The 24,674-nt window shown below is 70.0% G+C and carries 19 protein-coding genes, 2 pseudogenes and 1 riboswitch; of the genes and pseudogenes, 11 read left to right on the top strand and 10 right to left on the bottom strand.

What is annotated here, in order from left to right; all coding sequences use genetic code 11:
* From GTY67_RS33945 to GTY67_RS33935, 3 genes are all read left to right on the top strand, one after another.
* Positions 1–926: helicase associated domain-containing protein (locus tag GTY67_RS33945; protein WP_161281581.1), on the top strand; the 926-nt coding region annotated here is incomplete at its 5' end.
* Between the two features lie 57 nt (positions 927–983).
* On the top strand, positions 984–3,098 hold the full coding sequence (locus GTY67_RS33940; protein ID WP_161281580.1) for a helix-turn-helix domain-containing protein: 2,115 nt from the start codon (positions 984–986) through the stop codon (positions 3,096–3,098).
* A 3-nt stretch (positions 3,099–3,101) separates the two neighbouring features.
* Positions 3,102–3,659 carry an XRE family transcriptional regulator gene (locus GTY67_RS33935; protein ID WP_161277295.1) on the top strand — a complete coding sequence of 186 codons (558 nt, stop codon included), beginning with the start codon at positions 3,102–3,104 and terminating at the stop codon, positions 3,657–3,659.
* A gap of 670 nt (positions 3,660–4,329) precedes the next feature.
* On the opposite strand, the pseudogene GTY67_RS33930 reads toward GTY67_RS33935, so the two are convergent.
* From GTY67_RS33930 to GTY67_RS35265, 4 genes and pseudogenes are all read right to left on the bottom strand, one after another.
* Positions 4,330–4,665: pseudogene (locus GTY67_RS33930) on the bottom strand (beta-1,3-glucanase family protein); the annotation flags it as partial.
* A gap of 334 nt (positions 4,666–4,999) precedes the next feature.
* Positions 5,000–5,461 carry a hypothetical protein gene (locus tag GTY67_RS33925; RefSeq protein WP_093688206.1) on the bottom strand — a complete coding sequence of 154 codons (462 nt, stop codon included), beginning with the start codon at positions 5,459–5,461 and terminating at the stop codon, positions 5,000–5,002.
* A 2-nt stretch (positions 5,462–5,463) separates the two neighbouring features.
* Positions 5,464–7,380, bottom strand: a complete 1,917-nt coding sequence (locus tag GTY67_RS35270) for an amidase domain-containing protein (RefSeq protein ID WP_237503068.1) — start codon at positions 7,378–7,380, stop codon at positions 5,464–5,466.
* Positions 7,381–7,632: 252 nt separating this feature from the next.
* A pseudogene (locus GTY67_RS35265) lies at positions 7,633–9,396 on the bottom strand (DNRLRE domain-containing protein); the annotation flags it as partial.
* A 567-nt stretch (positions 9,397–9,963) separates the two neighbouring features.
* Between GTY67_RS35265 and GTY67_RS33915 the strand changes: the two are divergent.
* Positions 9,964–10,701 carry a VOC family protein gene (locus GTY67_RS33915; RefSeq protein ID WP_161281578.1) on the top strand — a complete coding sequence of 246 codons (738 nt, stop codon included), beginning with the start codon at positions 9,964–9,966 and terminating at the stop codon, positions 10,699–10,701.
* 250 nt (positions 10,702–10,951) lie between these two features.
* Here the strand turns inward: GTY67_RS33915 and GTY67_RS33910 are convergent, their stop codons facing one another.
* Positions 10,952–11,401 carry an SRPBCC family protein gene (locus GTY67_RS33910; protein ID WP_161281577.1) on the bottom strand — a complete coding sequence of 150 codons (450 nt, stop codon included), beginning with the start codon at positions 11,399–11,401 and terminating at the stop codon, positions 10,952–10,954.
* 877 nt (positions 11,402–12,278) lie between these two features.
* On the opposite strand from GTY67_RS33910, the gene GTY67_RS33905 reads away from it, so the two are divergent.
* From GTY67_RS33905 to GTY67_RS33890, 4 genes are all read left to right on the top strand, one after another.
* Positions 12,279–12,923 (top strand): TMEM175 family protein, encoded by a 645-nt coding sequence (locus GTY67_RS33905; protein WP_161281576.1) that lies wholly within the window; start codon positions 12,279–12,281, stop codon positions 12,921–12,923.
* Positions 12,924–13,190: 267 nt separating this feature from the next.
* Positions 13,191–14,096, top strand: coding sequence for an NAD-dependent protein deacetylase (locus GTY67_RS33900; RefSeq protein WP_161281575.1), 906 nt, complete (start codon positions 13,191–13,193; stop codon positions 14,094–14,096).
* 220 nt (positions 14,097–14,316) lie between these two features.
* Positions 14,317–15,732 carry an NAD-dependent succinate-semialdehyde dehydrogenase gene (locus GTY67_RS33895; protein WP_161281574.1) on the top strand — a complete coding sequence of 472 codons (1,416 nt, stop codon included), beginning with the start codon at positions 14,317–14,319 and terminating at the stop codon, positions 15,730–15,732.
* A 146-nt stretch (positions 15,733–15,878) separates the two neighbouring features.
* Positions 15,879–16,706, top strand: coding sequence for an aldo/keto reductase (locus GTY67_RS33890; RefSeq protein ID WP_093688191.1), 828 nt, complete (start codon positions 15,879–15,881; stop codon positions 16,704–16,706).
* Positions 16,707–16,845: 139 nt separating this feature from the next.
* Here the strand turns inward: GTY67_RS33890 and GTY67_RS33885 are convergent, their stop codons facing one another.
* A complete protein-coding gene (locus GTY67_RS33885; RefSeq protein WP_161281573.1) occupies positions 16,846–17,532 on the bottom strand; it encodes an SDR family oxidoreductase in 687 nt (228 codons plus the stop codon).
* A 124-nt stretch (positions 17,533–17,656) separates the two neighbouring features.
* Between GTY67_RS33885 and GTY67_RS33880 the strand changes: the two genes are divergently transcribed.
* Positions 17,657–18,283 (top strand): TetR/AcrR family transcriptional regulator, encoded by a 627-nt coding sequence (locus GTY67_RS33880; RefSeq protein WP_093688187.1) that lies wholly within the window; start codon positions 17,657–17,659, stop codon positions 18,281–18,283.
* Between the two features lie 15 nt (positions 18,284–18,298).
* On the opposite strand, the gene GTY67_RS33875 is transcribed toward GTY67_RS33880, so the two are convergent.
* The 4 genes from GTY67_RS33875 to GTY67_RS33860 all read right to left on the bottom strand — a co-directional run bounded on the left by GTY67_RS33875 (position 18,299) and on the right by GTY67_RS33860 (position 22,896).
* Positions 18,299–19,321, bottom strand: a complete 1,023-nt coding sequence (locus GTY67_RS33875) for an ABC transporter substrate-binding protein (RefSeq protein ID WP_161281572.1) — start codon at positions 19,319–19,321, stop codon at positions 18,299–18,301.
* A 15-nt stretch (positions 19,322–19,336) separates the two neighbouring features.
* On the bottom strand, positions 19,337–20,122 hold the full coding sequence (locus GTY67_RS33870) for an ABC transporter ATP-binding protein (RefSeq protein WP_161213678.1): 786 nt from the start codon (positions 20,120–20,122) through the stop codon (positions 19,337–19,339).
* On the bottom strand, positions 20,122–21,231 hold the full coding sequence (locus GTY67_RS33865) for an iron ABC transporter permease (RefSeq protein WP_161281571.1): 1,110 nt from the start codon (positions 21,229–21,231) through the stop codon (positions 20,122–20,124). The genes GTY67_RS33870 and GTY67_RS33865 overlap by 1 nt, the downstream gene beginning before the upstream one ends.
* A gap of 119 nt (positions 21,232–21,350) precedes the next feature.
* Positions 21,351–21,424, bottom strand: a riboswitch (cobalamin riboswitch).
* Between the two features lie 479 nt (positions 21,425–21,903).
* Positions 21,904–22,896, bottom strand: a complete 993-nt coding sequence (locus GTY67_RS33860; RefSeq protein ID WP_161281570.1) for an aldo/keto reductase — start codon at positions 22,894–22,896, stop codon at positions 21,904–21,906.
* 127 nt (positions 22,897–23,023) lie between these two features.
* Between GTY67_RS33860 and GTY67_RS33855 the strand changes: the two genes are divergently transcribed.
* Entirely contained in the window at positions 23,024–23,884 is an 861-nt protein-coding gene (locus GTY67_RS33855) for a helix-turn-helix transcriptional regulator (RefSeq protein ID WP_161281569.1), read from the top strand.
* A 94-nt stretch (positions 23,885–23,978) separates the two neighbouring features.
* The gene (locus GTY67_RS33850) at positions 23,979–24,317 is read left to right on the top strand and encodes an antibiotic biosynthesis monooxygenase (protein WP_093688177.1); all 339 of its coding nucleotides are present in this window, start codon (positions 23,979–23,981) and stop codon (positions 24,315–24,317) included.
* The last annotated feature ends 357 nt before the right edge of the window (positions 24,318–24,674 follow it).

The raw sequence follows: 24,674 nt of genomic DNA, 5'->3' as shown, positions 1-24,674 counted from the left end.
CACGTGACCCGGTGATGGTCGCGGACTGGATTTCCTTCAACGTCATCGACACCGAGCGCCAGGACTGGGCACGCGGCTGGTCGGCGCTCAAGACGTTCACGGAGCGTGAGCATCACGCTCGAGTTCCGTATGGTTTCAAGGAGGGGGCGTTTCCTCTGGGGACATGGGTCGCAGAACAGCGAAGGGCCTATGGGGCGGGGCAGATGACTGGCCAGCGGGCGCAGCGGTTGGAGAAGCTGGGCATGGTCTGGAGCCCGGCCGATGAGCGGTTCCAGGAGAACCTGGAGGCCGCGAAGGCGTACTACGCGGACCATTGGACTCTCTGTGCTCCGAGGTCTGCAGTGGCCCTGTCCAGACCGGTAGGACAGTGGTTGAGCAATTTGCGCCGCGCGGGTGCGCTGGACGGCCACCCGGAGTGGAAGACGGCGTTGGAGGCCGTGGACGCGGACTGGAACCCCTCGTGGCCGGCGGAATGGCAGCGGCACTACGCCGCTCTGCGCGAGCTGGTGGCCGACGAAGAGGGCCAGGCGGACGTCCTTCCCGGCTTCACGGTCCACGGCATGGACATCGGCAAGTGGCTGGCCCGGCAGCGGAAACCAGAGGTCTGGCAGGCCCTGACGGGCGGACAGCGCGAACGTCTGGAGCAGCTCGGCATCACGCCGCCGGCCTCGGAACTCCCGAAGCTGTCCGCGCCACCCTTGGGGACCTTCGAGAAGGGCGTGGCGGCCTTGGCGCAGTACAAGGCCCGGGAAGGCTCTGTGAAGGTCCCCAGGGGTCATGTGGAGGGGGTCAAGGTCGGTGGCCAGGAGTATCCCGTCAAGTTGGGGGTCTGGGTCATGAATCAGAGGGGGCGCCGTGCGAAGCTCACCGTCGACAAACTCTCCGCGCTCGCCGCGCTCGGGCTGGAATGGGCGCGAGAGGGTTAAAGGGTAGGGTAAGTTTTTGGTTAAGTGGTATCGGGTCCTGACGTGAGGGTGCATGGAATGGCGTCTGAGGAAGAGCTGTTCGCGTCCGTCGACGCGCTGTTGGAGGAGGAGCCGCAGCTCCCTTCTCCGGCGGAGCGTGCCCGGCTGCGTGAGGCGGCCGGCATTACCCAGGCTCGCCTTGCGGTCGCGCTGAAAACGTCGACGCAGACGGTGAAGAACTACGAGAACGGCCGCTCAGAACCGAAGTCGCCGCGCCTGGAGGCCTACCAGCGGCTCCTGAGGGGGTGGGCAGCGAAGTACCCCGCGCACGCTTCCTCGGCCGCGCCCGCGCCAGTTGTCGCGCCGCAGCCGGAGGTGCCCGGGACGTTCACCGGCTCGGCCGCCCCGGAGCAGGCGGAGGTTGCCGCGCCGGTTCAGGCCCCGGCCGCCCTGGCGGCGCCCGAACGTCCCGCACGTTCGGCGATGTCGCGGCGTCCGGCGGCCAAGAAGGCTGCCGCGCCCGCTGTCGACCCGCGCTTCCCTCACGGCCCGCTCGCCGTCCTGGATGGCGACGGCTGCGCGTACGGCACGGACGGTCTCGTGCTGGACTGCCCGGCGACCACGATCCCGGAGCTGGTGGAGTGGACCCTCAAGGAGTCCGGCCTCGGTGCCGCGAAGCTCAACCGGTACGGCAAGGACTCCGACCCCCTGGTCGTGCTCACCGCGGCCGCCGCCGTGAAGCTCGGGCTGCCGGAGCGTCTGGAGGGCCACGAGCAGCGCCGCTCCCTGCGCCTGCCGGAGGACCACCCTGTGGTCAAGCAGGTGACGAAGGCGAAGTGGCAGCTCACTCAGCGGGGCTTCGGGCCGTGGGCCCGGATCTACCGCAACGCGCAGGGCCGTGAGCGGCAGTGCGTGCAGCTGGCAGTGCTGTCGTGGGACGCCCTCGATGAGCGGTCCTGGCCCGGCGTCAGCGAGATGGAGCCGGCCGATATCGCCCGCGTGCTGGGGGTGTACGCGATGCGGGTCATCACGCCTCGCGGCTCCACCGCCGTGTCCGGGCTGGAGCTGATGACGGCGCTGCGCCCGCCGACGAAGGCCGTGCGGGACGAAGAGACCGGGAACTGGGTGTCCGGCCACAACGCGGGCTCGCTGGGGACGGAGCCGATGGACCCGGCGCCGCCGGAGGCCACCCCGGAGCACCCCGTCGTCGTGAACTCGGGCTGGACGGGCGGCTTCCTGAACGAAGAGGCCTATCAGTGGGTGCGGTCGGTTCAGACGCTGTCCGATGAGGAGTGCACGCTGCCGTACGCGGTCGGCCTCGACCTCAACACCGCGTTCCTCGCCGCCGCGGCCCGCCTGGTCGTCGGCCTCTCCGCTCCGGACCACTTCCACGCCCCGAAGTTCAACCCGAAGATTCCCGGGAGCTGGCTGGCCGACCTGTCCCACATCGAGCTGGACCCGCGCCTGCCCAGCCCGTTCACCCCGGACGGCTCCCGGCCGACGGGCCCGGCCTGGTACCAGACGCACACCCTCGCCTACGCCCAGGAGCTCGGGCACGACGTGCACCCGATCGAGGCGTACCTGCGCAGGGAGACCGGGGCGTACCTGGACCCGTGGCACGATCGGCTGAAGAACGCCTACGTCGACACCCTCGCGGACATGGGGGTCACCAAGGACCTCACCGACGTGGAGTTCCTGGCGGCGATGGAGCAGCACAAGCAGAACGACCCGGCCCTGGCCGCCGTCCTGTCCGCGATCAAGGCGACGGTGAAGGGCGGTGTCGGCAAGCTCCGAGAGCGCCCGCAGGGCAAGTCCTACAAGGAGGGCGAGACATGGCCGGCCCTGTCCCGGCCGACGTGGCGCCCCGACATCCGGGCCGCCGTCATCAGCAAGGCCCGGGTCAACATGCACCGCAAGCTCAACAACATGGCCAGGATGACCGGGTTCTACCCGCTCGCCGTGCTCTCCGACTGCGTCGTCTACCCCAGCCCCGGTGAGAGCCCGCTCGACTTCCTCCCCTACGCCGCGTCCGGCAAGCCGCAGCCCGGCGCCTTCCGCCTCGGGCCCACCCCGGGGCTGGCGAAACTGGAGGGCGTCCAGTCGATGCTGTGGGCGGTCGACCTGATGGAGAAGGGCCTGAACCCGGCCCGCCACATCAAGGGCGGCGACGCCGTCCTGGACGAAGGAGAGTAGACCGTGGGGGAGATCGAGGACGCCATCGAGCGGGCCGACCGGGAAGCCTTCACCCGACAGCCGCCCAAGACCCTCAAAGGCCAGATCGGCTACCTGCTCAAGCAGATGGGCAGCGCCAAGGCCGTCGCAGCGGAGCTCGGGGTCACCGCCGACTCCGTCAACCGCTACCGGCGCGGCGCCCGCAAGCACGCCCGCGCCGACATCGCCGCGAAGATCAACGACGCCGTACGCCAGCGCTGGCAGCCGCAGGTGCGCAAACGCCGGCAGAAGCAGGCCGCCGCCACGGGCGGGATCACCGTGGAGACCCGGGCCCGGTTCGGCTACACCGCGCCGGTCGGCACCACCGACGACGGACGCTTCCGCCGCCTCACCGTGCACCTCCCCCCGGCCTACGCACAACGCCTCTTCGACGCCCGCAAATCCGGTGCCAGCGACCAGCAGATGCGCAAAATCATCGCCGAAGGCTTCAAAGAGATCTACTTCCAGGACGGCGGAGACCGCGCCACAGGCCTCTCCGACGTCACCCTCAACGACATCGACTACCTCGACCTCGACTACTGACCCGACACCGACCCCTGTGCCGTGACGACCCCCTGTACCGGACTCCTGGGACCTCACGGCAGCCCCCCAGCGGTCCGGGTTCATGGCGTGCCCGGCCAAGATCAGGGCGAGAATATCGTTGATGGCGGTGAAAAGTCGCTCGAAGCGACTCAGGACCGCCTCGGAAACCCCGGACAGGACGACGTCTCGCTTACACACAAGAGCGTCGGCCGGACGGCCGTGTCCGGTGAACCGTGCCTCGGTCCCGCGAGCGAGGCACGCAACGATCCGGCCCGAACCGTTGACATCACCGGGCCCTGAACCCGGTACCGAAAACGGCGTTGCACAACTTGAAGTAGTCACCCAGGCAGAACACGACCTCGATGTCGCTGTCCCTGGCGCCACCACTGAAAACACCCACGAACAACAACCGCCCAAGGGACAGCAGGCCAAAGCAGCCCAGTCCCCTCAAAATCACTGCTCCGTCACAGCAGCCACGGCCATACCGGAAGGCAGAGCCCCATGACGGGCACCGACAAGCCCACCCACAATCGCCGGCCCCCCACCAGGCCCACGGAACTCCGGCCGCAGAAGGCCCCGGCCGCAATCAAAGCAACGGCCCCAGGCACCGGCGGCCGGTTCGTACGGGAACCACGGCCGCCGGCCCCCGGAGCCGGGGAAGAGGGACCCGTCAGCTGAATCCGTCAAGCGTGATCAGCGCCTCCTGCGGGTTGCCGTCGTGGACCAAAGACTCGTGAGCGCCCACATCGTCGAAGGCGAAGCCGTACGCCTTGCCATCCGCCATCTGAGCGTGAATGGCGCGGGAGTAATGGTTGGTGACCGCGTCCCGGTAGAAATTCGCCGCGTTGCTGTCGGGGTGGTTCGCGCCGTTCAGCAAGGTGGAGCGGTTGAAACCCGCGCACAACGTGCGGGAGACCGGACCGCGCACCAGGTCGTTAGGGGCATCCAGGCGCTTGTAACAACCGAAGATGCTGCCCGAACCCGGCCTCTCAAACGACGATACGACCACCACGCCGGGGGGGGGGGAGGCTGATGCCGGTGGCCGACAGCCGGTTGATGAAGAACCGGTCTGCGGCGACCGTACTCCCGCCCCCGCACCTGCTAGCAGGACACCCGCACCACGATCCTGCTGGCGCCCACCCGTTGCCACCCCACCGCCTGCTCACACAATGGGTCACGCCGTCCGAAGTGGTTCGAGGGGGCCTGGTCGTAGAGCAGGCCCCCTCTGCCGTCTTCATTCCGTCAGGGACAGGCCCCTCGGGTCCCCTCCCCCGGACCTTCTGATGCCGCCTACGGCCCCAGGCGGAGAAGGAAGGGTCATTCGGGTTACCGGTGTGATGTCACCGTGACTCCGCAGCGGGGGCCGGGTCGTCGAGAACCACTCCCCAGGCTTCGTTGTTGATGCGGACGGTGATCTCCTGGGTGCGGCGGGACTCGGCGAAGTGGAGTACCACTTCCTGGCGCACGGAGCCCTCGTCCAGGAAATCGGCGGTCACCTGGCCCTGGGCGTCCTTGGAGTAGGTCTTGATCCAGGCTCGGGCTGTGGAGCCGGCGTCGCCGTCCTCGGTGTGCAGGGCGGCCAAGGCGTCGGCATCCCGGTCGGCGAGGTGCCAGACGATCTGCTGGACGGTGCGAAGGCTGCCCGCGGAGGGGTAGCCCGTGACCCGCAGAGGCTGGTGGTTGGCGTAGTCGGTCTGGTAGTCCAACAGGTCGTCGTCGCTGCTGCACGCGGTCAGCGACAGGGCGCCCAGGGACAGGGCGAGGGCGGCGGTGAGGGCGGCCCGGCGTGGTTTCACCGTCATGGTCATCCCCTCGACCTGGGGCGCAGGATGATCACGCGTTCGATGTAGTTGGACTTGCGCTTGTAGCGGGCGATGGCAGCGCTGAGGGTGGTCCTGCTGGGGCCGCCGTGCTGCCTGAGCTGGAGGTCGCGGCCGGAGTTTCCCACCACGACTGCGGCGTGGTTGTACACCTTCTCCTTCTTCCATTTGAACATCACGATGTCACCGGGACGGGCGTTCTTCTTCGACACCGACGGGGCCTTGCGGTACTTCGTCATGTGGCGGCGGAAGTTCTCGGCACCGGACCAGGTGTAGCTCTTGTTCTTGATCGAACCGAACAGGTAGTACTGCTGCCACCAGGCCCGGTCGTGTTTGCGGCCGCCGGAGCGGGTCTTCATCTTCCCGCCGTAGTAGAGGGCCTTGGACACGAAGTTGGTGCAGTCCTGCTGGTACTCCGATTTGGTGCCGATGTTCTTGGTGGCCCACTTGGCCGTACCGGAGCCGACGACTGCTGCGGCGCGCAGCGCCACCGGCACCGGTCCCGCGGCCTCGTCCACCGGAAAGCCGTCGGAGCCGAGGTCGATCGGCTCATCGGGCACTTCTTCGGCGTTCTGGTCCTGGGGCGGTGCCACGTCGAGGCCGGTCCATGCGGAGGGTGTCTCGGTCAGGACGGTCTCCGCGGCGGGCGCGTCGGCTTCCAGGTGCAGGATCGGGGCTCCGCCGTTGGTGCTGAACGTGAACCGCTGCTCGCCCCGGCCTTCGTCGGACTCGCTCGTCCCGTCCAGGTTCAGCGAGGCGGACTCGGTGACCGACGCCCGCAGGAAGACCGCTCCGTCGGTATCGACGCCGACGAGGACGTCGGAGAGCTGGGCTGTCGCGTCACTGTAGGTCCGCCCGTGCCGGGCGAGCAGTTCCCGGGACTCGACGAGACCAGGGGCCTGCGCGTTCAGCAGGTCCGCGAAGGACGCACCCCGGGAGCTCGCGGCAAGCGCAGCGGCGGCCGTCGGATAGCCGCCGGTGAGCAGGCCGGCCCGGGCGTTCAGGTACTGCTGGACGATCTCCCGGTAGACGGCCGCCCCGCCGGGCACGCTTGCGGTGGTCACCGGTTCCGAGGTGGCGGCCGGGCTCGTGCCGTGGGCGGTACGGGCCTGGACGGAAACCCGGTAGGTGGCCCCGTCGGTCAGGCCGGAGACGACAGCGTACGGAAGCGCGGTGGTCAGCCTGGCGGCCTCGGTGCCGTTCTCCTTCTGCACGGCAACGGTGTATTCCAGGCCCTCACCGGCCGCACCGTTGTCCTGCGGCGGATTCCAGGTGGTCAGCAGCCCGCCGTGCCCGGAGGTGGCCCGCACGTCCTGCGGGCGGCCCGGAGCGGCAGCAGGCACGTAATCGATCACGAGCCGCGGACGCTGTGCGGCATCCTTGGCCCGGCCCGAGTGGTAGACCACGGAGTCCTTGGCACCCTTCGGCAACCGCAAGGCCAGCCCCTCAGCGCTGTCCTGCTCCAGCCAGGACTGAACAACGGGAGCAAGATCCTGGTCCGCCAGGCGGGCGGCGTCGGCGAAGGGAGCCTCGTCCAACAGGCCCGGAAGATCCGCACCCTTCTGCGGAGCAGCCCACGGCTCCAGCAACTCATAGACCTCCAAAGGCCGCTCCGCTCCACGGACAGGCGTCAGCTCCAGCTGGGCCCCGGTGATCCGCGCCCCGGCGGGCACCTTGGTGAGATCGGGTGAGAGCCAAACGGCGTGGTCGGCGTCGAGGGTGAGCTGCGCGCCCTTCACCGCGGGCGTGGTCTCGCGGACCGCGGCGGTGGCGTCGGCAAGCGCGTCACCGCTCAAGGGCAGCGTCCTCGTCACCGGCGCCTTCAGGCCGGGTCCCTCACGGGCCGTGAGCTCCTGCTCGTACGACCACGCCGAGCAACCGGCGTCAGTGCAGGCTCGCATCGCCCAGAGGTATGTCGTGCCGGAGCGCAGCGCGCCCGCGGGCACCTGGGCTGCGGCGCGCAAGCCGCTGTCCACCCACGCGTCCGGTACGTGTACTGCGCTGAGGTCCTTTCCGTTCTCGTCGCGCAGGGCGAACTCCGCCCGTATCCGCCCTTGTGCGGGGCTGGTGACGACGCCGGAGAGCAGCGGGGTCAGGGTGTCGGTGGCACCCTGTTCCAAGGCCTGCGGCATGTCCGGCAGCGCGCCGGGCCGGGCGCCGGTGCCGACCGTGAACGTCGTCCACGGCGACCACGCCAGGTTGTAGTGCGTACCGTCGTAGGGGGAGGTGCGGAAGCGGTACGTTGTGCCGTCCTTCAGCAGGCCGTCGGGCAGGGTGACAGCGGCGGCGCGGCCCGATTCGACGAACGGTGAGACCAGGTAGTCGCCGACGCGCTTGCCGGTGGCCGCCTCGACCACCTCGAACGTGCCGTTGATCTTGTCGCCGTCCTTGTCGGAGAACGTGTCCCGCAGGGTCGGGGTCGTGGTGCTGACCTGCCAGGTGCCCGAGGCGTCGGGCGCGTAGGGCGGGCCGGCCTGCCGGTTGTTGCCGGAGCGCGGACGGAAGTTGTACGTCACCGTCAGCTTCGGCGGATTGGACGTCGCGTTGGCCGAGCTGAACCGCTTCCAGGGTGCGACGGCGGACTCGTCGGCCGCACGCAGGCCCATGCTGGACTGCGGGGCCTTGGCGGAGGCCCAGTTCTGCGCGAGCGAGGTGACATCCGCGCTGACCCACCCGGCGCCGCCGCAAGCCGGGTTGCCCTTGGTCTGGGTGGAGGTCGCGTGCTTGGTGTGCATCGCGGGCTGCTTGGTCCATCGGCTCGCGGTGGTCGCCGGGTCGGCCGACCACACCTCCCAGGCCTGGGCTTTGCAGTCGGTGTTGGCCGAGTGGAAGTTCCACAGGCTCAGCTGGGCGCTGCTGACCAGGGCATCTGCGATCGGTGCGGTGCCCCAGGTGATGTACGACCGCGCGGTGCGTGGTGTGCCGTTCGCGTTTTTCGTCCCCGGGTTGCCGAGGTCGATCTCGGTGTCGGTGGACCAGTCGCGGGTCTCGCCCTGCTGGACGTAGGTGTCGAAGACGTTGCTGAGCGCGGAGGTGGACGGGTCGACGGTCACCGGGTAGCGGGTCTTCGGGTCTGCGAGAAACCCGGCATCAGGGGTCACGACCAGGTCGAAGGAGTCGTCGTCCTTCACCACGACGTCCATGCCCACCGGTACACGGCGGGTGTGCTCGCCCGATCGCTCGTCCACGGTGGCGTCCCACATCATCGGCGCGGGCATCACCGCACGTTCCTGGCCGGTGCGGCGATCGGTGAACAGCACGCTGCCGTCGGGCTGCTGCTTGACCGCGAGCCCCTCGGCGCGCAGAGGCAGGGTGTACCGATAGTCGGTTGCGGCCGGGCGCTTCTTGATGGCGACGTACTGCTCGAAACCGGTGCGGGTGGCCTCGACGATCACGTCCGCGCCCGGCACGGCCTCCGGGTACTCGGCACGGTTGCCGTCCAGCCGGGGCTCCGGCAGACCGCCCTTCCACTGGAGGGTGACCTGCTGGTCGCCCTCGCCGAGAGTCACCAGGTCACGTGGGGCCGCGGTACGGGCCGCGGCCAGCGAGCCCGCCACCTTGCCGCCTCCGCCGGAGAGCGTGAGACCGCCCGGGTGGGCCTTGGGCGCGACAGAACCGTCGGCGCGTTCGGCCAGGTCCGTGTCGACCGGCTCCCAGCGCCCGTCCCGCTCGAAGCGGATCGGCCCTGCGGTCAGCTCGGTCGTCAGGGAGCCGTCCCCGTGCACCCAGGTGGTGGAGGTCTCGGTGCGCTCGGACAGCGCCTCCACCCGCTTTCCCTCCCTCCGGGCCGCCGAGAGAGCGGACGGTACGTCGGGAGCGGTCAGGTAGTCAGGCTTCGCCGCGGCCCGTGCCACGGAGGGCTCGGCGTGCACCGAGCCTGTCGGCAACAGGATGGACAAGAGAACAAGGCCGGTCATGCCGGCCCTGGTTATGCGCATGTACTTGTGACTTTCGGTCAGAAACCAGTGATACGACGCTAAAGCCTAGGAGGCTCCTGTGTAAGGCAATAACAATCAATGACCGCTTTGGCATCCTTTATGCATATATTAAGTGAGTGGCAATACTCTCCAGTGATCTCGGAACGCCAGCAGCAGAAATCACGTCCGCGATTCGGCCGTCGGCCATCAAGGTGCTGCGGAATCCTGACCGGGGCACACCTCACGGCAAGCCGGCCCTCGCGCCCCCGGGGACACCGAGGGGCCGGAAGCCCTCGGGCCGGCACGGACAACGGAGCCCGCTGCGGTGCGTTGCTGCCGCTCCGCCGACAGAGCGACAGTCGGCTGGGAAGGCTCGTGCGCAACTCAGCGGGATCTACGACGGGTAGGTTCGGCGGCGGTGTCACGTATGCGCGATCACGCAGACGTGAGGTCGGTTTCCGTAACGCATGAACGCCCGATCGCACTACTGGTGATCAACGGCACCAGCCGCGCCAAGATCAACTGAACCGTGGCCAGGTAACACAGGAGACCCCTAGGGTGCCCAGCATGACGCTGCAACTTGTTCAGGTGAACTTCAAGGCCCGGGACGACTCGGCGCTCGGCCAGTTCTGGGCGGAGGTGCTCGGCTGGGGTGTTTCCAGCGAAGGCCCGGGAGTCACCAACCTCGAACCCGTCGGCTTCGACTGGCCGCACCCGTCCGCCGTCTGTATCGATCTCGTCCGCGTCCCGGACCCGGAGACGGTGAAGTGCCGCGTGCACCTCGAGCTCGCCACCACCTCCGCCGCCCATCAAGCGGAGTTGGTCGGACGCCTGGAAGGCCTCGGGACTACGCCCGTCGACGTGGGTCAGGGTGACGTGCCGTGGACGGTGTTGGCCGACCCCGAGGGCAACGTCTTCAGCGTTCTGGAGCCCCGAGAGCTCTACCGGGACACCGGGCCCATAGCCGCCGTGGTCGTCGACTGCGCCGACCCTCGGGCCATGGTCGGGTTCTGGGGCGAGGCCATCGACTGGACCGTCCATGAGCTGACCGACGACCGCGCTCTGCTGCGCTCCGTCCAGGACGTCGGGCCGTACCTGGAGTTTCGCCGGACGCCGGATGACAAGGTCGTGACCAGCCGCCTCCATCTCGACGTGATGTCCGATCCTGTCGAGGATCAGGCGAAGGAGGTCGTCCGGCTCGAAGGTCTCGGCGCGACGCGGGCAGATGTGGGCCAGGGCGACGTTCCCTGGGTCGTCCTGGCCGACCCGGAGGGCAATAACTTCTGCGTTCTCGGCCGGGGCTGACGCGCTGCTCCGGCGGCTCTCTGGAGGCAGTACGCACCGCCTCCAGGGAGGTCAGACCGAATCGGCTGGGAAGGGGGCGTCACCGGCGACAACCGGACGGTCGAGGAGTGGTTCCGGAACGCTGGACATCCCGGCTGCGGACGCTTACCGCCGAAGGGCTGCGGACGGAGGCCGTCACGTCTCCCGTCCATGGACAGCCCTGGAACCTGTCGCTGGACGACCGGGGCGGGAGCTCAAAGCCCCTTGTTGGTCAGATCGCACGTTCCGCGGCGACTTTGATGCGCTCCCCGAAGTCAGGGGCGTCCTTGCGTGATGCACCACCGGCCAAGGGGAGCAGCAGCTTGCCTATCCCGTGTCCCTCGAGGACATTGAAAAGGCGTACGCGGGTGGCCCCGTCGGGGGTCGCCTCAAGGTCGTAGCCGCCTTCTCGTACCGTGATCGAGTTGTGGGAGGCCTCACGCCAGCGAATTCGCGTCGGGGTGGTCAACTCTGTTATTTCGAAGTCCCTTTGAGACTTCATTCCCGCGTCCTTGACGGTGCTGTGGAAAACGGTCCCTGTCGTCGTGGCTCCGTCGGGACTCTTTTCGATCTTGAGCACACGGGGGCTGAAGTCGGGGTCGTTCCGCCCGTCCGCCAGGTAGGTGAACACAGCATCGATAGGGCGGTCGATGGTGACGGTGGCCTCGAACTGGGTACTCATACGCCTCTCCCGGAGAGGGCGGCCCCGGCCGGGGTCGCAGCAGGTGGTTGTGTGGACCGCGCGCCTCGAAGGTCCCGCGGTCAGGATTCGTGGCGTGGGCGGCGGCGCCTTCCGGCCTCCGGGCACGCACGACCCCGACGAATCTCTCGCCCCTTCGGCATCGGAGCGACCCCCGGTCACTGCCTCCTCAGGATACCGCCAATGCCTTTGAGCGGCAGGAATGGACAAGGTCAAGGCCTGCGAGCCCCCCTCCCCTTGGCGCTGTTTTCCGGTGGACCACGGGTCGCGGCACGACGGGTCAGGCTCCACGCAGACCGTGGTGAAGTCGGTGACGGCGAGGGCCTTCCCGTGTGCGGCGGCCGTGGCGCTGTTGGTGAGCGAGCGAGCGAGCCCTGCTCCGTGTGTTGCTGATCTGTTCGCCGCTGCCTTCCCGGAGGATGACGACCCGGTTCTCCACGGTGGTCCCGGCCGGGTCTCGGTCTTGGGCAGACGGCCGCCCGGGGCGCCTGAAGCGCCGTTGCCGAGGTGGAAGACCACCTGGTCGGCCGCGGCAACGTAGTGCGCCTGGTCGTCTCCCTGTGCGTCGCTCTTCGTTCCGGCGTTCGGGCCAGCCTCCCACCATGCGCGCGGAGTCGGGCATGTACGTCGTCCCCGCGGGATGGCGTCGGTCAGGATGGGGCTCTCGGCCGCTCCCCGCCCCGGTCCTGGCGGTGACCCGGAAGGTGGCAGTGGCGCACACCTTCAAAGGGCCCGCTGGGACAGTGGTCCTGGTGAGGCAGAAGGTGTGGCCACTGTTCGGGCGTACGGCAGCGAGGGATGGACAGCGGCGTGCCCGCAGTCGGAGCAATTCGCGTCCGGTTGCGGGCCAGGGGCCAGGGTGAGGCGGGTGAGTAGAGGCAGCTCTTCATCAGCACGCCCCGACCGTCTGATCACGTTGTCCGACGGCATCTTCGCGATCGCCATGACGCTGCTCGCCCTCGACGTGAGGGTTGCGCCCGGCCTGGACTCCGAGCAGTTCCATGACGCGCTGCGCGAGAGCACTCCCCAGCTCGCCGCGTACGCGTTGAGCTTCCTGATCCTGTCCATCTTCTGGCGCGATCAGCGCCAGATCCTGCTGATGTCCGCGAAGACGGGCGGCCTTCCCCAGCATCTGGCCCTCGCGGTGCTCGGCGTGATCGCCCTGGTCCCGTTCCCCACGTCCATCCTCGCCGAGTACGGGGCCCGTGAGCCCTGGGCGGTGGCGATGTACGCGGCGACCATCTGCCTCATCGACCTGTTGCAGCTCGCCATGTTCGCGACGCTGAGGGGCCGGCACGGCGTCCGCGCGGTAGGCGAGTGGCGGGACACCGCGGCGGACCTGGGCGCGACCGTCGTCGTGTTCGGAGCCTCCGTGCCCATCGCCTTCTTCGCCCCGCAAGCGGCCATGTGGTGCTGGCTCGCCCTCTTCCCCGTCAAAGCCGCCCTCGGCCGACAGGAGCGGCTCCGGAGCACCCGGCGGGACAGCTCGCCCCCTGCCAGGTAGCTTTCGCGGCGCGGCGGCCACCAGCCAGGTGGCGTGCGTCCGCCTGAGTGGGGCCTGGCCTCCCTGGCGGACCGCAGCGGGTGTCACCCCCGTGCCGCTGCGCCTTCCCCGCCGCGCGGCGTTGGCGCCCTTGCGTGGCGGTGGTGGGCAGGTTGCCGTGTTGTTCGCCAGCCGCCCCTTTCCGTACCGACTTCTCCGCCAGGCGCGGTGCGCTCGGGGTGCAGCGGAAGCTCCGGGGGACAGCAGCCTGTTCCGTACCCTAGGGGCATGCGTATGCGCCCCACTCTCAGCTGGACCCCCACCGAGGAGCTGTCGCCGGGCACCACCGATCTGGAGCCGGTCGCCGACGCGCTGAGCAGCGGCGGTGTGCTGGTGCTGAGCGGGGCGGGCATCTCCACCGAGTCGGGCATCCCCGATTACCGGGGTGAGGGCGGGTCTCTGAGCCGGCACACCCCGATGACGTACCAGGACTTCATCGCCGACGCTCAGGCCCGTCGCCGGTACTGGGCGCGCAGCCACCTCGGCTGGCGCACCTTCGGCAGTGCCCGGCCCAATGCCGGGCATCGGGCCGTGGCCTCGTTCGAGCGGCACGGCCTGCTCTCGGGTGTGATCACCCAGAACGTCGACGGTCTGCACCAGGCCGCCGGCAGCGAAGACGTCGTGGAACTCCATGGAAGTCTGGACCGGGTGGTCTGCCTCTCCTGCGGCACCCTCAGCCCGCGCCGCGAGCTCGCCCGGCGACTGGAGGAGGCCAACGAGGGCTTCGCGCCCGTGGCCGCCACGATCAACCCGGACGGTGACGCCGATCTCACCGACGAGCAGGTCGGCGACTTCCGCGTGGTGGCGTGCACCGTCTGCGGCGGCGTACTCAAACCCGATGTGGTGTTCTTCGGGGAAGCCGTACCCGCCGAGCGGGTCGAGAGCTGCCGCGCACTGGTCCGTGAGGCCTCCACCCTGCTCGTTTTGGGCTCCTCACTGACGGTGATGTCCGGTCTTCGGTTCGTCCGCCAGGCTGACCGGGCCGGGCAGCCTGTGCTGATCATCAACCGGGATCCCACCCGGGGTGACCGCCACGCCGTCACCCGCATCGCGCTGCCGCTGGGGGAGGCCCTCACCGCCCTGGCCGGCCGGCTGGGCGTCCACGTCGACGGCGGGGTCGGCGGGACGGCGTAGGCGGTGGGGCCGTGGGGCGGGGCCGCGCCACCTCCTGCACCGGGGTGGGGTGGGGCCGCGCCGGAGTTCAGCGGGGCTGCCCGCCCTTCGTGACGCTCCGTGAGCATTTTCCACCTATGTGGATGCTTTTGGCTGGTTTCCAGCTCGGTCAGTCGGGTACTCGCAGCGAGGCGGAGCGCAGCGTTCCGCCTCGTGCACCACCCGTCGTTCTGGAGATTTCATGTCAGAGCAGCGCAAGAGTTCGTTCGCCACCGTCAATCCGTACACCGGTGAGACCCTCGCGGAGTTCCCGACGATCGAGGGCGCGGAGGTGGACGCCGTCCTGGAGACCGCGGGCGAGGCCTTCGACGCCTGGCGGAAGCGGAGCATCGAGGAGCGTGCCGCGCTGGTCGGGCGCGTCGCCGGGCTGATGAGGGAGCGCAAGGAGACCTTGGCGCGCCTGATCACCCTGGAGATGGGGAAGCTGATCTCCGAAGCCCGCGGGGAGGTGGATCTCGCCGCATCGATCCTCGACTACTACGCGGAGCACGGGCCCGGTTTCGCGGCCCCCGAGCCACTCGACGTGGAGGAGGGCGAGGCGTATCTCGTCAGCGAGCCGCTCGGGGTCCTGCTCGGTGTCATGCCGTGGAACTTCCCGCTCTACCAGGTGGTGCGCTTCGCAGGGCCCAACCTGGTGCTGGGTAACACCGTTCTCGTCAAGCATGCCGGGATCTGTCCGCAGTCCGCGCTCGCCCTCGAGGTGCTGTTCCGTGACGCGGGGGCGCCCGAGGGCGTCTACACCAACCTGTTCGTCAGCCACGACGAGATCTCGCGCATCATCGACAGTCCCGTCGTGAAGGGTGCCTCGCTGACCGGCAGCGAGCGGGCCGGGGCCCAGGTCGCGGAACGGGCCGGTCGCAACATGAAGCCCAGCCTGCTGGAGCTGGGCGGCAGCGATGTCTTCATCGTCCTCGACGGTGAAGGCCTGGAGCGTACGGTCGGTGCCGCGGTGGCCGGCCGGATGGCGAACACCGGGCAGAGCTGCGTGGCGTCGAAGCGGTTCATCGTGCTCGCGGAGGTCCACGACGACTTCGTCGAGGGGATGCGCCGCCAGTTCGGGGCGCTCGAGGCCGGCGATCCGTCCGACGAGGCGACGACGCTGGGGCCTCTCTCGTCCGAGCAGGCGGCTTCCGATCTGGCCGAGCAGATCCGCGAGACCGTCCAGCAGGGGGCCGAGCTGGTGATCGGCGGCGGCCGGATCGACCGTCCCGGCGCCTTCGTACAGCCGACGATCCTCACCGGTGTCAAGCCCGGCATGCGTGCGTACGCGGAGGAGCTGTTCGGGCCCGCCGCCGTGGTCTACCGGGTCGAGGACGAGGACGAGGCGATCGCTCTCGCCAACGACAGCCAGTACGGTCTCGGCGGTTCCGTCTTCTGCTCGGACGTGGAACGCGGCCGCCGGGTGGCCGAGCGGGTGGAGACCGGCATGGTGTGGGTCAACCACCCGACCTCGACCCAGCCCGACCTGCCGTTCGGCGGGATCAAGCGTTCCGGCTACGGGCGGGAGCTGTCGAAGCTCGGCATGCAGGAGTTCGTCAACCGCAAGCTCGTACGCGTGCTGCCGCCCGACGCCGAGCTGCGCGGCATCGCGGGCTGAGCAGTTCCCGGAGTCACCGCTCCTCGCGCGCCCCGGGCCGCCGCACCCCTCGAGGCCCTCCGTGCCCGTCCGCAGGCGGATCGGCGCGCCTCCCACCCGTACACATCTTCCACCGCCTTCCCAGGCGTCGACAGCAAGGAGTCACCGTGCCCGCAGTACCCGACATCACCCTCAACAACGGTGTGACGATCCCCCAGCTCGGCTTCGGGACCTTCCAGATCCCGCCGAAGGAGACCCGCGAGACCACTCTGGCCGCTCTGGAGACCGGATACCGGCACATCGACACGGCGCAGATGTACGGCAACGAGAAGGAGGTCGGCCAGGCAGTCCGGGACTCGGGGATCGACCGCGCCGACGTCTTCGTGACGAGCAAGCTGAACAACGACGCGCACCAGCACGACGATGCCCTGCGGGCGTTCGACCGCACGGTGGACGAGCTCGGTCTCGAGTACGTGGACCTCTTCCTCATCCACTGGCCCCTGCCGGGTTCGGGGGACTTCGTGGAGACCTGGAAGGCGCTGGAGGAGATCTACCGGTCCGGCCGGGCCAAGGCGATCGGCGTCTCCAACTTCCAGCCGAACCACCTGCGCCGGCTCCTGGAGAGCAGCACGGTGGTACCCGCCGTCAACCAGGTCGAGGTGCACCCCTACCTCACCCAGGACGCCGTACGGGCCTTCGGTGCCGAGCACGACATCGCCACGGAGGCCTGGTCTCCCATCGCCCAGGGCAAGGTGCTCTCGGACCCGGCGATCACGCGCATCGCCGAGCGGGTGGGGCGGACGCCCGCTCAGGTGACGCTGCGCTGGCACGTGCAGCGCGGGGACATCGTCTTCCCCAAGTCCGTCACGAAGAAGCGGATCGAGGAGAACTTCGAGCTCTTCGACTTCGAACTCACCGAAGGTGACATCGGCGAGATCTCCGCCCTCAACCGTGACGAGCGCACCGGGCCCGACCCGGACACGTTCAACGGCTGATCCGGACGCCGGACGGTTTCGAGGGCCCGTTCCCGGGCGACGGCTCCGGGGACAGGCCCTCGTACGGCCGCCGTCGGCAACGGCCTCGCTCCGAGGCACTTGCCATTGATGGGGGCGGTGGTGATTCGGTCGAGGCCCTTCACGCCGTGTTCGGCAGGGTGGCCAGGCTCTGCCTGACCTGGCGGGTGGTCGCGTCGGCGAGGATTTCCGGCAGGCCCTTCTCGATGCCGTCCAGAGCCTGCGCCGCGACGTCGGCGGGGTCGGTCTTCTGGTCTGCGGGAACGGCCGCGGCCATGTCGGTGTCCATGTATCCGACGTGCAGCGCCGACACGGCGATGCCGCGGGGTGCCAGCTCCTCCCGGGTCGCCTCGGTCAGCGCCCAGGCGGCGGCCTTGGTCGCGGCGTAGGACCCGAGTCCGGCCGGGTGCAGCCAGGACAGGACCGACAGGACGTTGAGCACCGCTCCCCCGCCGTTGCCCTCGATGACGGGGGTGAAGGCCCGCGTCAGGCTGAGGGGGCCGTAGAAGTTCGTCTCCATCTCCCGGCGTACCGCCTCCAGGTCACCCGTGAGCAGAGTCGTGGCGGTGGAGATGCCCGCGTTGTTCACCAGCAGCGTCGCGTCGGAGGCGGTGCGGGCGGCGGCCCGGATCGACTCCTCGTCCGTCACGTCCAGCCGCAGCGGGATGGCGCCCGGGAGGTCCACCGTGCCGGGGCGGCGAGCCGCCGCGTACACCGTCGCTCCGCGCTCCAGGAGCTGGGCTGCCAGATGCCGTCCGAGCCCTCGGTTGGCACCGGTGACCACGGCGACCGCGTCCTTGAGTTCCATGTCCACTCCTCAGGGTGGCGCGGGCGGCGAGCGGCCCGCACGATTTAGATTTCGGTCACAATCTAAACATCGCGCTAGAATAGATGTCAATCGACATCCATGAGAGCCGTGAGAGAGGTGGGCCATGGGCCGCGTATCGCAGGCGCAGGCGGAGGAGAACCGCCGACGGGTGGTGGAGACCGCGTCGCGGCTCTTCCGGGAGCAGGGCACCCATGTCAGCGTCGCCGACCTCATGAAGGCGGCGGGTCTGACCCATGGCGGCTTCTACAAGCAGTTCGCCTCCAAGGAGGCGCTCGTCGACGAGGCCACCGCCCATGCCTTCGACGGGCTCGCCCGGCTCCGCGAGGACGGGCTGGAGCGGCACGCCGGGCAGCGCGATGCCGCCCAGCGGGCGCTGATCTCCACCTACCTCTCGGCAGAGCACCGCGACAGCGCCGCGGACGGCTGCCCGGCCGCCGCCCTCGCCTCCGACATGGCACGCGGATCCGGGAACGACGAGGCCCGGCGCGTCTACGCCGAGGGGGTGGCCGACTTCGCGCAGTGGCTCGCGAGCGAGGACGAGGCCGAGGACGACAACGGCATCGCCCGGCTGTGCACCATGGTCGGCGCGCTCGTCCTGGCCCGCGCCACCCAGGGCTCCCCGATCTCCGAGGAGATCCTCACCACCGCGCGCGAAGCGCTGACGGATGACACGGATGCCACGGATGCCGGTTCGGCGGAGCCGACGTCACCAGCCGTGCGGCGGCCGTGACCCCGGTTCACCGGGTTACGAGGCGAACTTCCGCAGGTCCGCCGCCAGCGAGCTGATGGCCGCGGGGTTGCGCGGGCTCTCGACCAGGTCCACGTAGTCGAGGACGACGATCCGGTCGTTCTTGATCGCGGAGACGTTCGCGAGCGGCTTGTAGGACTTCAGGAACGTGCGCTTCTGCTCGGCGCTGGTGTCCCCGTAGTTGTTGATGACGATGACCTCGGGGTCGCGGTCGACCACGGTCTCCCAGCCCACCGTCGTCCAGCTGTCCTTGAGGTCCTTCATGATGTGGTCGCCGCCCGCCTTGGTGATGATGTCGTGCGGTCCGGCGTACGCGCCCGAGGTCAGCGGCTTGTCCTTCCCGTCGTCGTACAGGAAGACGCGCGGGCGGTCGCTCCCCTTCGGCGCCTTCGCCTGCGCCTCGGCGACCTGCTTGCGGAAGGACGCGATGAGGGTGTTCGCGCGGTCCTCGACGTCGAAGATCCGTCCGAGGTTGTGCAGGTCCGTGTAGAGCGCTTCGAGTGGCGGCATGACTCCGCGGGCCTTGCCCTGCCCGTTGCGGCACGATTCGCTCAGGAGGTACGAGTCGACGCCGACGCGCTTCAGCTCGGCGGGGGTGAAGCCCTCGCCCTCGTTGAAGCCGTAGTTCCAGCCTGCGAAGACGAGGTCGGCGCGGGCGTCGAGGACCAGTTCCTTGTTGATGCGCTGCTTGGAGAGCCACGTGGTCTTCTTGTAGCCGTCCTTCCACGGGACGGATGTCATGTCGCCCTTGTCGTCGGGCATCACGTATCCCGCCATGTGGTCCTCGAGCCCGAGGGCGAACATGATTTCGGTGATGCCCACGTCGTTGGTCACGACGCGCTGGGGTGCCTTGTCGTAGCTCTTCTTCTCACCGCAGTTCTCGACGGTCACCGGGTAGTGGCGGCCGGCTTCCGCCGTGCTGTCCTTCCCGTCCGCCTGCGAGGTGACGTCCGCTCCGCAGCCGGTGAGGGCCAGGGCGGCGGCGAGTACGAGAGCTGCGGGACGTACGAGGTTCGGCATGGTGGCTGGGGCTCCTTAGAGGGTGGCGGGGCGGGTTCGGGGAAGGTCGAAGAGCAGTTGGAGCGCCCCGGTCTCGGGGTGGGCGACGCGGTGCGCCCGTACGCCGAAGACCTCGGCCAGCAGCTCGGTGGTCAGGACGTCGTACGGGGCTCCCGAGGCGACGATCCGGCCGCCGTCGATGACGTGGATCAGGTCGCAGTGGAGGGCCGCGAGGTTGAGGTCGTGCAGGGCGGTGAGCACGGTGAGGCCGCTGGCGCGGACGAGGGCCAGGATTTCCAGCTGGTGGGCGATGTCCAGGTGGTTGGTCGGTTCGTCCAGCACCAGGACGCGGGGCTGCTGGGCGAGGGCGCGGGCGATGAGGACGCGCTGCCTCTCGCCTCCGGAGAGGGTGAGGAAGCCCCGTTCGGCCAGGTGGGCCGCGCCGACCCCGTCCAGTGCCTCGTCGCAGCGGCTGCGGTCCTCGTCGGTCACCCGCGCCATCGGGCCCTGGTGCGGCATCCGCCCCATGGCCACGATCTCGGCCACGGTGAAGTCGAACTCCGCGGCCGCGTCCTGCGGGAGGGCGGCCAGGCGGCGGGCGCCCTCACGGGTGCTCAGGGCGTGGAAGTCGTCGCCGCCGACCCGGACCGCGCCGGACGTGGGGCGCAGGGCCCGGTAGACGCAGCGCAGCAGCGTGGACTTCCCGCTGCCGTTGGGGCCGACCAGGCCGACGAGCTGGCCCTCCCCCGCCCCGAGGGTCACCTCGTCCACCAGGCGTGCGCCGGCGATCTCGACGGTCAGCGCGTCGATGTCGATCCGCATCAGATGCCTCCGAAGGAGTAGGACCGGCGGCGCATCAGCAGGATGAAGCAGGGCACGCCGATGACCGCGGTGAGGACGCCCACCGGGAGTTCGGCCGGTGCCAGCACCACGCGGGAGAGGATGTCCACCCAGATCAGCAGCACGGCTCCCGCGAGCGGTGCGACGAGCAGCACCCTCCGGTGGTCCGCGCCGACCAGCATCCGTACGGCGTGCGGGACCATCAGTCCGACGAAGCCGATCGCTCCGCTCACCGCGACGACCGCCCCGGTGACGGCCGCCGAGACCAGGAAGAGCTCCTTGCGCAGCCTCCCGGGGTCGACGCCGAGGGCGGCAGCGGTCTCGTCCCCCATGGCGAGGGCGTTGAGGCGCCGTGCCGACCAGCCGAGGTGGGCAAGGCCGGTGAGCACCGCTGCGGCGGCGATCGGGACGGAGGCCCAGTTGGCGCCGCTCAGGCTGCCGAGCAGCCACATCATCGCGGAGCGGGCCGCCTCGCCCCGCTCGGCCGCGAACACCATGAAGGTGGTGACGGCCGAGAAGCCGTAGTACATCGCGGTGCCCGTCAGGACGAGCCGCAGCGGGGTGAGTCCGCGTTCGGTGCGGGCGACCGCGTACACGAGCAGCATGGCGAGCAGGGCCGAGACGAACGCCGCTGTGGACAGCGCCCAGATGCCCAGGGCTCCCAACGCCCCGAAGATCAGTACGGCGTTGGCGCCGACCGCCGCACCCGAGGAGATCCCGAGCACGAACGGGTCGGCGAGCGCGTTGCGGACCATGGCCTGGACGGCGACCCCGACGGCCGACAGCCCGGCTCCGACGATCGCGGCCAACACGGCGCGCGACAGGCGCAGTTCCCAGACGATGGTGTACGCGGGCACCTCGTCGGGCCCGATGGCGCCACCGGTCAGGCCCGCCCACAGATGGCGCAGCACCTCGGCCCAGGAGAGCCCCGAAGCACCGAGTCCGGCTCCGCAGACGAGGGAGACGGGGAGGGCGAGGCACAGGCCGGTCAGGAGGATTGGCAGGGGTATGCGCCGGGGTGGCGGCGACCCCGTACCGGCGCGGGACGGGCGCGCGGGCTTGGAGGGTATGCGGTCGACAGACGTGGCCACAGGCCGGTCGCTTTCGCCTCGGGCCGTACGTCTGCACAAGGCGGAGCAGCCCGGACGGCGGCCGCCCGCGCAGCGCCCTTCGCAGTCCACGGCGAATTGTCAGGAGCCTTCTCCGCCACGGGTGATCGGGCTTGCGGAATCGCGGTTCCGCCTACCGTTGCGGGTCAGCGCCGGACTTCGACCGGACTTCCCCCGTGGGGAACTCGCAGCCTAGCGGGTGCGTCCGTGCGGCCTCCGGGCGGTCGCCGCCTTCGCGGAGGACTCGGGTCCATGTGGGCTGGGACCAGCACCTCTACGTCGGCAGCGACCGGCCCTGCGAGCGGGCGTCGGCGCGGCCCCGGAGGCTCGGGCTGTTTCCGGGGCGCGTGGACTCCTCCCCGTACGCCGTCGAGACCGGCGGCGAGGACGTCCGGCGCCCGGCCGACGACGCGTTCTGGGCCGGTCTCGGCCGGATGGTCTCGGCGGGCCGCGCCGGGATGCTGGAGGAGATGCGTGGCGAGGGCGCCTCGCGACGGCACCGCCTCTCCCGGCGCGGACATCGCCGTCCGGGTCGGTGGCTTCCTGCCGGTCAGGATCCTGGACATCGATCCGGCCCGGCGCCGGATCGTCCTCTCGCACCGGCAGGCCGTCGCGGCGGCCCGGCGGCGGCCGCCGCCTTTCCCGGCAGCCTGCTCAGTTGCCGACGCCGAGGCCTGCCATGAACGCGGCCGGGTACCGGTCGCCGCGTGCCGAGCCCGGCGGAACCGCCTTCTCGATCTCGGCGAGGTCGTCCGCGGTGAGGTCCACGTCCAGGGCGGGCAGCGCCTCGGTCAGCCGCTCCCGGGTGCGGGCGCCGACGAGCGGCACGATGTCCTGGCCCTGTGCGGCCACCCAGGCGATGGCCAGCTGGGCGACGGTGCACCCCTTGGCCTCGGCGACCCGGCGCAGGGCGTCCACGAGGGCGAGGTTGTGCTCCACGTTGCCGGGCGAGAACCGCGGGACGAAGCCGCGGCTGTCACCGGGGGCCGCGCGGTCCGTGGACCAGTGGCCGGAGATGAGGCCGCGGCTCAGGACGCCGTACGCGGTGAGGCCGATGCCGAGCTCCCGAAGGGTGGGCAGGACCTCCGCCTCGACCGCGCGGGAGATCAGCGAGTATTCGATCTGGAGGTCGGCGATCGGGTGCACGGCGTGCGCCCGGCGGATCGTCGCGGCGCCGACCTCCGAGAGGCCGATGTGGCGTACGTATCCGGCGTCGACCATCTCCTTGATCGCGCCCACCGTCTCCTCGATCGGCACGTCGGGGTCCAGGCGGGCCGGGCGGTAGATGTCGATGTGGTCGGTGCCCAGCCGGGTCAGCGAGTAGGCCAGGAAGTTCTTCACCGCCTCGGGACGGCTGTCCTGCCCGCTGAACTCATGGCCCGGCCCCCGCAGCGCGCCGAATTTGACGCTCAGCGCGTAGCTGTCCCGGTCGCGGCCGCGCAGCGCCTCGGCGAGCAGCAGTTCGTTGTGGCCCATGGCGTAGAAGTCGCCGGTGTCGATCAGCGTGACGCCTGCTTCCAGCGCGGCGTGGACGGTCGCGAGGGATTCCGCGCGGTCGGTGGGGCCGTAGGCGTCCGACATGCCCATCGCGCCCAGGCCGAGTGCGGAGACGGCGGGTCCTGTGGTGCCCAGGGTTCGTGTCTGCATGGCGTGCTCCTTCGTCGTCGGTCTGCCACCCACCCTGCGCCCGTGCCGCGCCCGGCGGGAGCGGAGCGTTCATCATGGGAGTGGCGCTCCCTGGATCCGGCCGGCCGCCGCGAGGGACCATGGGGCCATGGAACGTGATCAGCTGGCCGATTTCCTGCGCAGGCGCCGTGAGGCGATCCGCCCGGCCGAGGTGGGCATCGCCGAGGGGCCCCGGCGCCGCACCGCCGGGCTGCGCCGGGAGGAGGTGGCGATGCTCGCCGGTATGTCGGTGGACTACGTCGTACGCCTGGAACAGGGCCGCAGCAGTCAGCCCTCGCCCCAGTTGCTCGGGGCGCTGGCCAGGGCGTTGCGCCTCACCGACGACGAGCGGGACCACCTCTTCCACCTGGCCGGTCACCAGCCGCCGCCCGGCGAATCGGTGGCCGGCCTCGCCCGTGCCGGGCTGGTCCGCATGCTCGACCTGCTCGGCGACACCCCGGCCATGGTGGTGTCCGATCTGGGCGAGGTCCTCGCCCAGAACCGTATGTCGCTCCTGCTGGCGGGCGACCACACCGGCTTCTCGGGCGACCGGCGCTACCTCGTGTACCGCTGGTTCACCGACCCCGCCGCCCGCGCGGCCGGTGCGCCGGAGGAGCGGGAGCACCAGGCCCGGCAGCTGGTGGCGGACCTGCGGGCGGCCGTCGGGCGCCGGTCCGGCGATCAGGCGATCGCCCGACTCGTCGGCCGGCTGCGGGCCGCGAGCCCCGACTTCGACCGGCTCTGGTCCGAGCACGAGGTCGCGGTCCGGCGCGCCGACCGCAAGACCCTGCTGAACCCACGGGTGGGCCGCCTGGTGATGGACTGCGAAACGCTGGTCACGCCCGACCACGGCCAGCTGCTGCTCGTCCTCACCCCGGCGGATGCCGAGACCCGTGAGCGGCTGGATCTGCTGCGCGTACTGGGCGTCGAAGAGTTCACGACGGGGGGTTCGGGCACGTCCGAGCGGTGAGAGCGCCGGGCCGCCCCTGATCGCTTCATGCAGCACGGCGTACACCGCAGGGCCGCTGCTCCTTCCGCCCGGCGCCGTACGGCAGGATGAGGCCATGAGCGTAGTCAAGATCAATGTGCTGACCGTCCCCCAGGAACAACGCGAGACGCTGGAGAAGCGCTTCGCGTCCCGTGCCCACGCCGTCGAGAGCTCCGACGGGTTCGAGTGGTTCGAGCTCCTCCGGCCCGTCGAGGGCACGGACGACTACCTCGTCTACACGCGGTGGCGTGACGAGGCGTCCTTCCAGGCCTGGATGGAAGGACCGATGAAGGCTGCCCACCAGGGCGGTGGCGGTGGTGCCGACGGCGGCGGCGAACGTCCGAAGCCGGCGGCCAGTGGGTCCACCGTCTGGTCCTTCGAGGTCGTGCAGCAGGCCGGTCCCGCCGGCGCGTAGTGAGCCGTCGGGTGCCCTGCCCGGCAGTCCTCGGGTGTCCTGCCCGATCGTCGTCGGGTGTCCTGCCCGACAGCCGTCGGGTGTCCTGTCCGGCCGGGTAGGGCACCCGACGTCCCCGGTCCGTCGCGCCGGTCGTCCCCGGCCGCTCGGGTACCGGCGGTCTGTCTGCTCCAGCATTGATGCACCACGCATGTTCCCCCGGCCTCGCCAGGGAGCCTGCTACCTCCGTCGCCCCTCGCCGGGCCCGGGTCAGCCTCAGGGCGCACGCGGTCTCCTCCCGCCGGTGGATTACCCGCGACCGGGGCGTTTTTAAGATCATCGACGGGGGCCGGTGACCGGCCGGGCAATGGATCAGCG

Source organism: Streptomyces sp. SID8374 (genome assembly GCF_009865135.1).
Taxonomy (GTDB): Bacteria; Actinomycetota; Actinomycetes; order Streptomycetales; family Streptomycetaceae; genus Streptomyces.
Note: the sequence above shows the minus strand (reverse complement) of the source record. Positions and strands in the feature narration are given on the sequence as shown.

Coding starts and splice junctions, on each gene's coding strand:
- GTY67_RS33870 (WP_161213678.1), bottom strand. CDS start 20,122: ATGCGGATCGACATCGACGCGCTGACCGTCGAGATCGCCGGCGCACGC.
- GTY67_RS33850 (WP_093688177.1), top strand. CDS start 23,979: ATGAGCGTAGTCAAGATCAATGTGCTGACCGTCCCCCAGGAACAACGC.
- GTY67_RS33895 (WP_161281574.1), top strand. CDS start 14,317: ATGTCAGAGCAGCGCAAGAGTTCGTTCGCCACCGTCAATCCGTACACC.
- GTY67_RS33925 (WP_093688206.1), bottom strand. CDS start 5,461: ATGACGGTGAAACCACGCCGGGCCGCCCTCACCGCCGCCCTCGCCCTG.
- GTY67_RS35270 (WP_237503068.1), bottom strand. CDS start 7,380: ATGCGAGCCTGCACTGACGCCGGTTGCTCGGCGTGGTCGTACGAGCAG.
- GTY67_RS33875 (WP_161281572.1), bottom strand. CDS start 19,321: ATGCCGAACCTCGTACGTCCCGCAGCTCTCGTACTCGCCGCCGCCCTG.
- GTY67_RS33880 (WP_093688187.1), top strand. CDS start 17,657: ATGGGCCGCGTATCGCAGGCGCAGGCGGAGGAGAACCGCCGACGGGTG.
- GTY67_RS33885 (WP_161281573.1), bottom strand. CDS start 17,532: ATGGAACTCAAGGACGCGGTCGCCGTGGTCACCGGTGCCAACCGAGGG.
- GTY67_RS33860 (WP_161281570.1), bottom strand. CDS start 22,896: ATGCAGACACGAACCCTGGGCACCACAGGACCCGCCGTCTCCGCACTC.
- GTY67_RS33915 (WP_161281578.1), top strand. CDS start 9,964: ATGACGCTGCAACTTGTTCAGGTGAACTTCAAGGCCCGGGACGACTCG.
- GTY67_RS33910 (WP_161281577.1), bottom strand. CDS start 11,401: ATGAGTACCCAGTTCGAGGCCACCGTCACCATCGACCGCCCTATCGAT.
- GTY67_RS33900 (WP_161281575.1), top strand. CDS start 13,191: ATGCGTATGCGCCCCACTCTCAGCTGGACCCCCACCGAGGAGCTGTCG.
- GTY67_RS33940 (WP_161281580.1), top strand. CDS start 984: ATGGCGTCTGAGGAAGAGCTGTTCGCGTCCGTCGACGCGCTGTTGGAG.
- GTY67_RS33855 (WP_161281569.1), top strand. CDS start 23,024: ATGGAACGTGATCAGCTGGCCGATTTCCTGCGCAGGCGCCGTGAGGCG.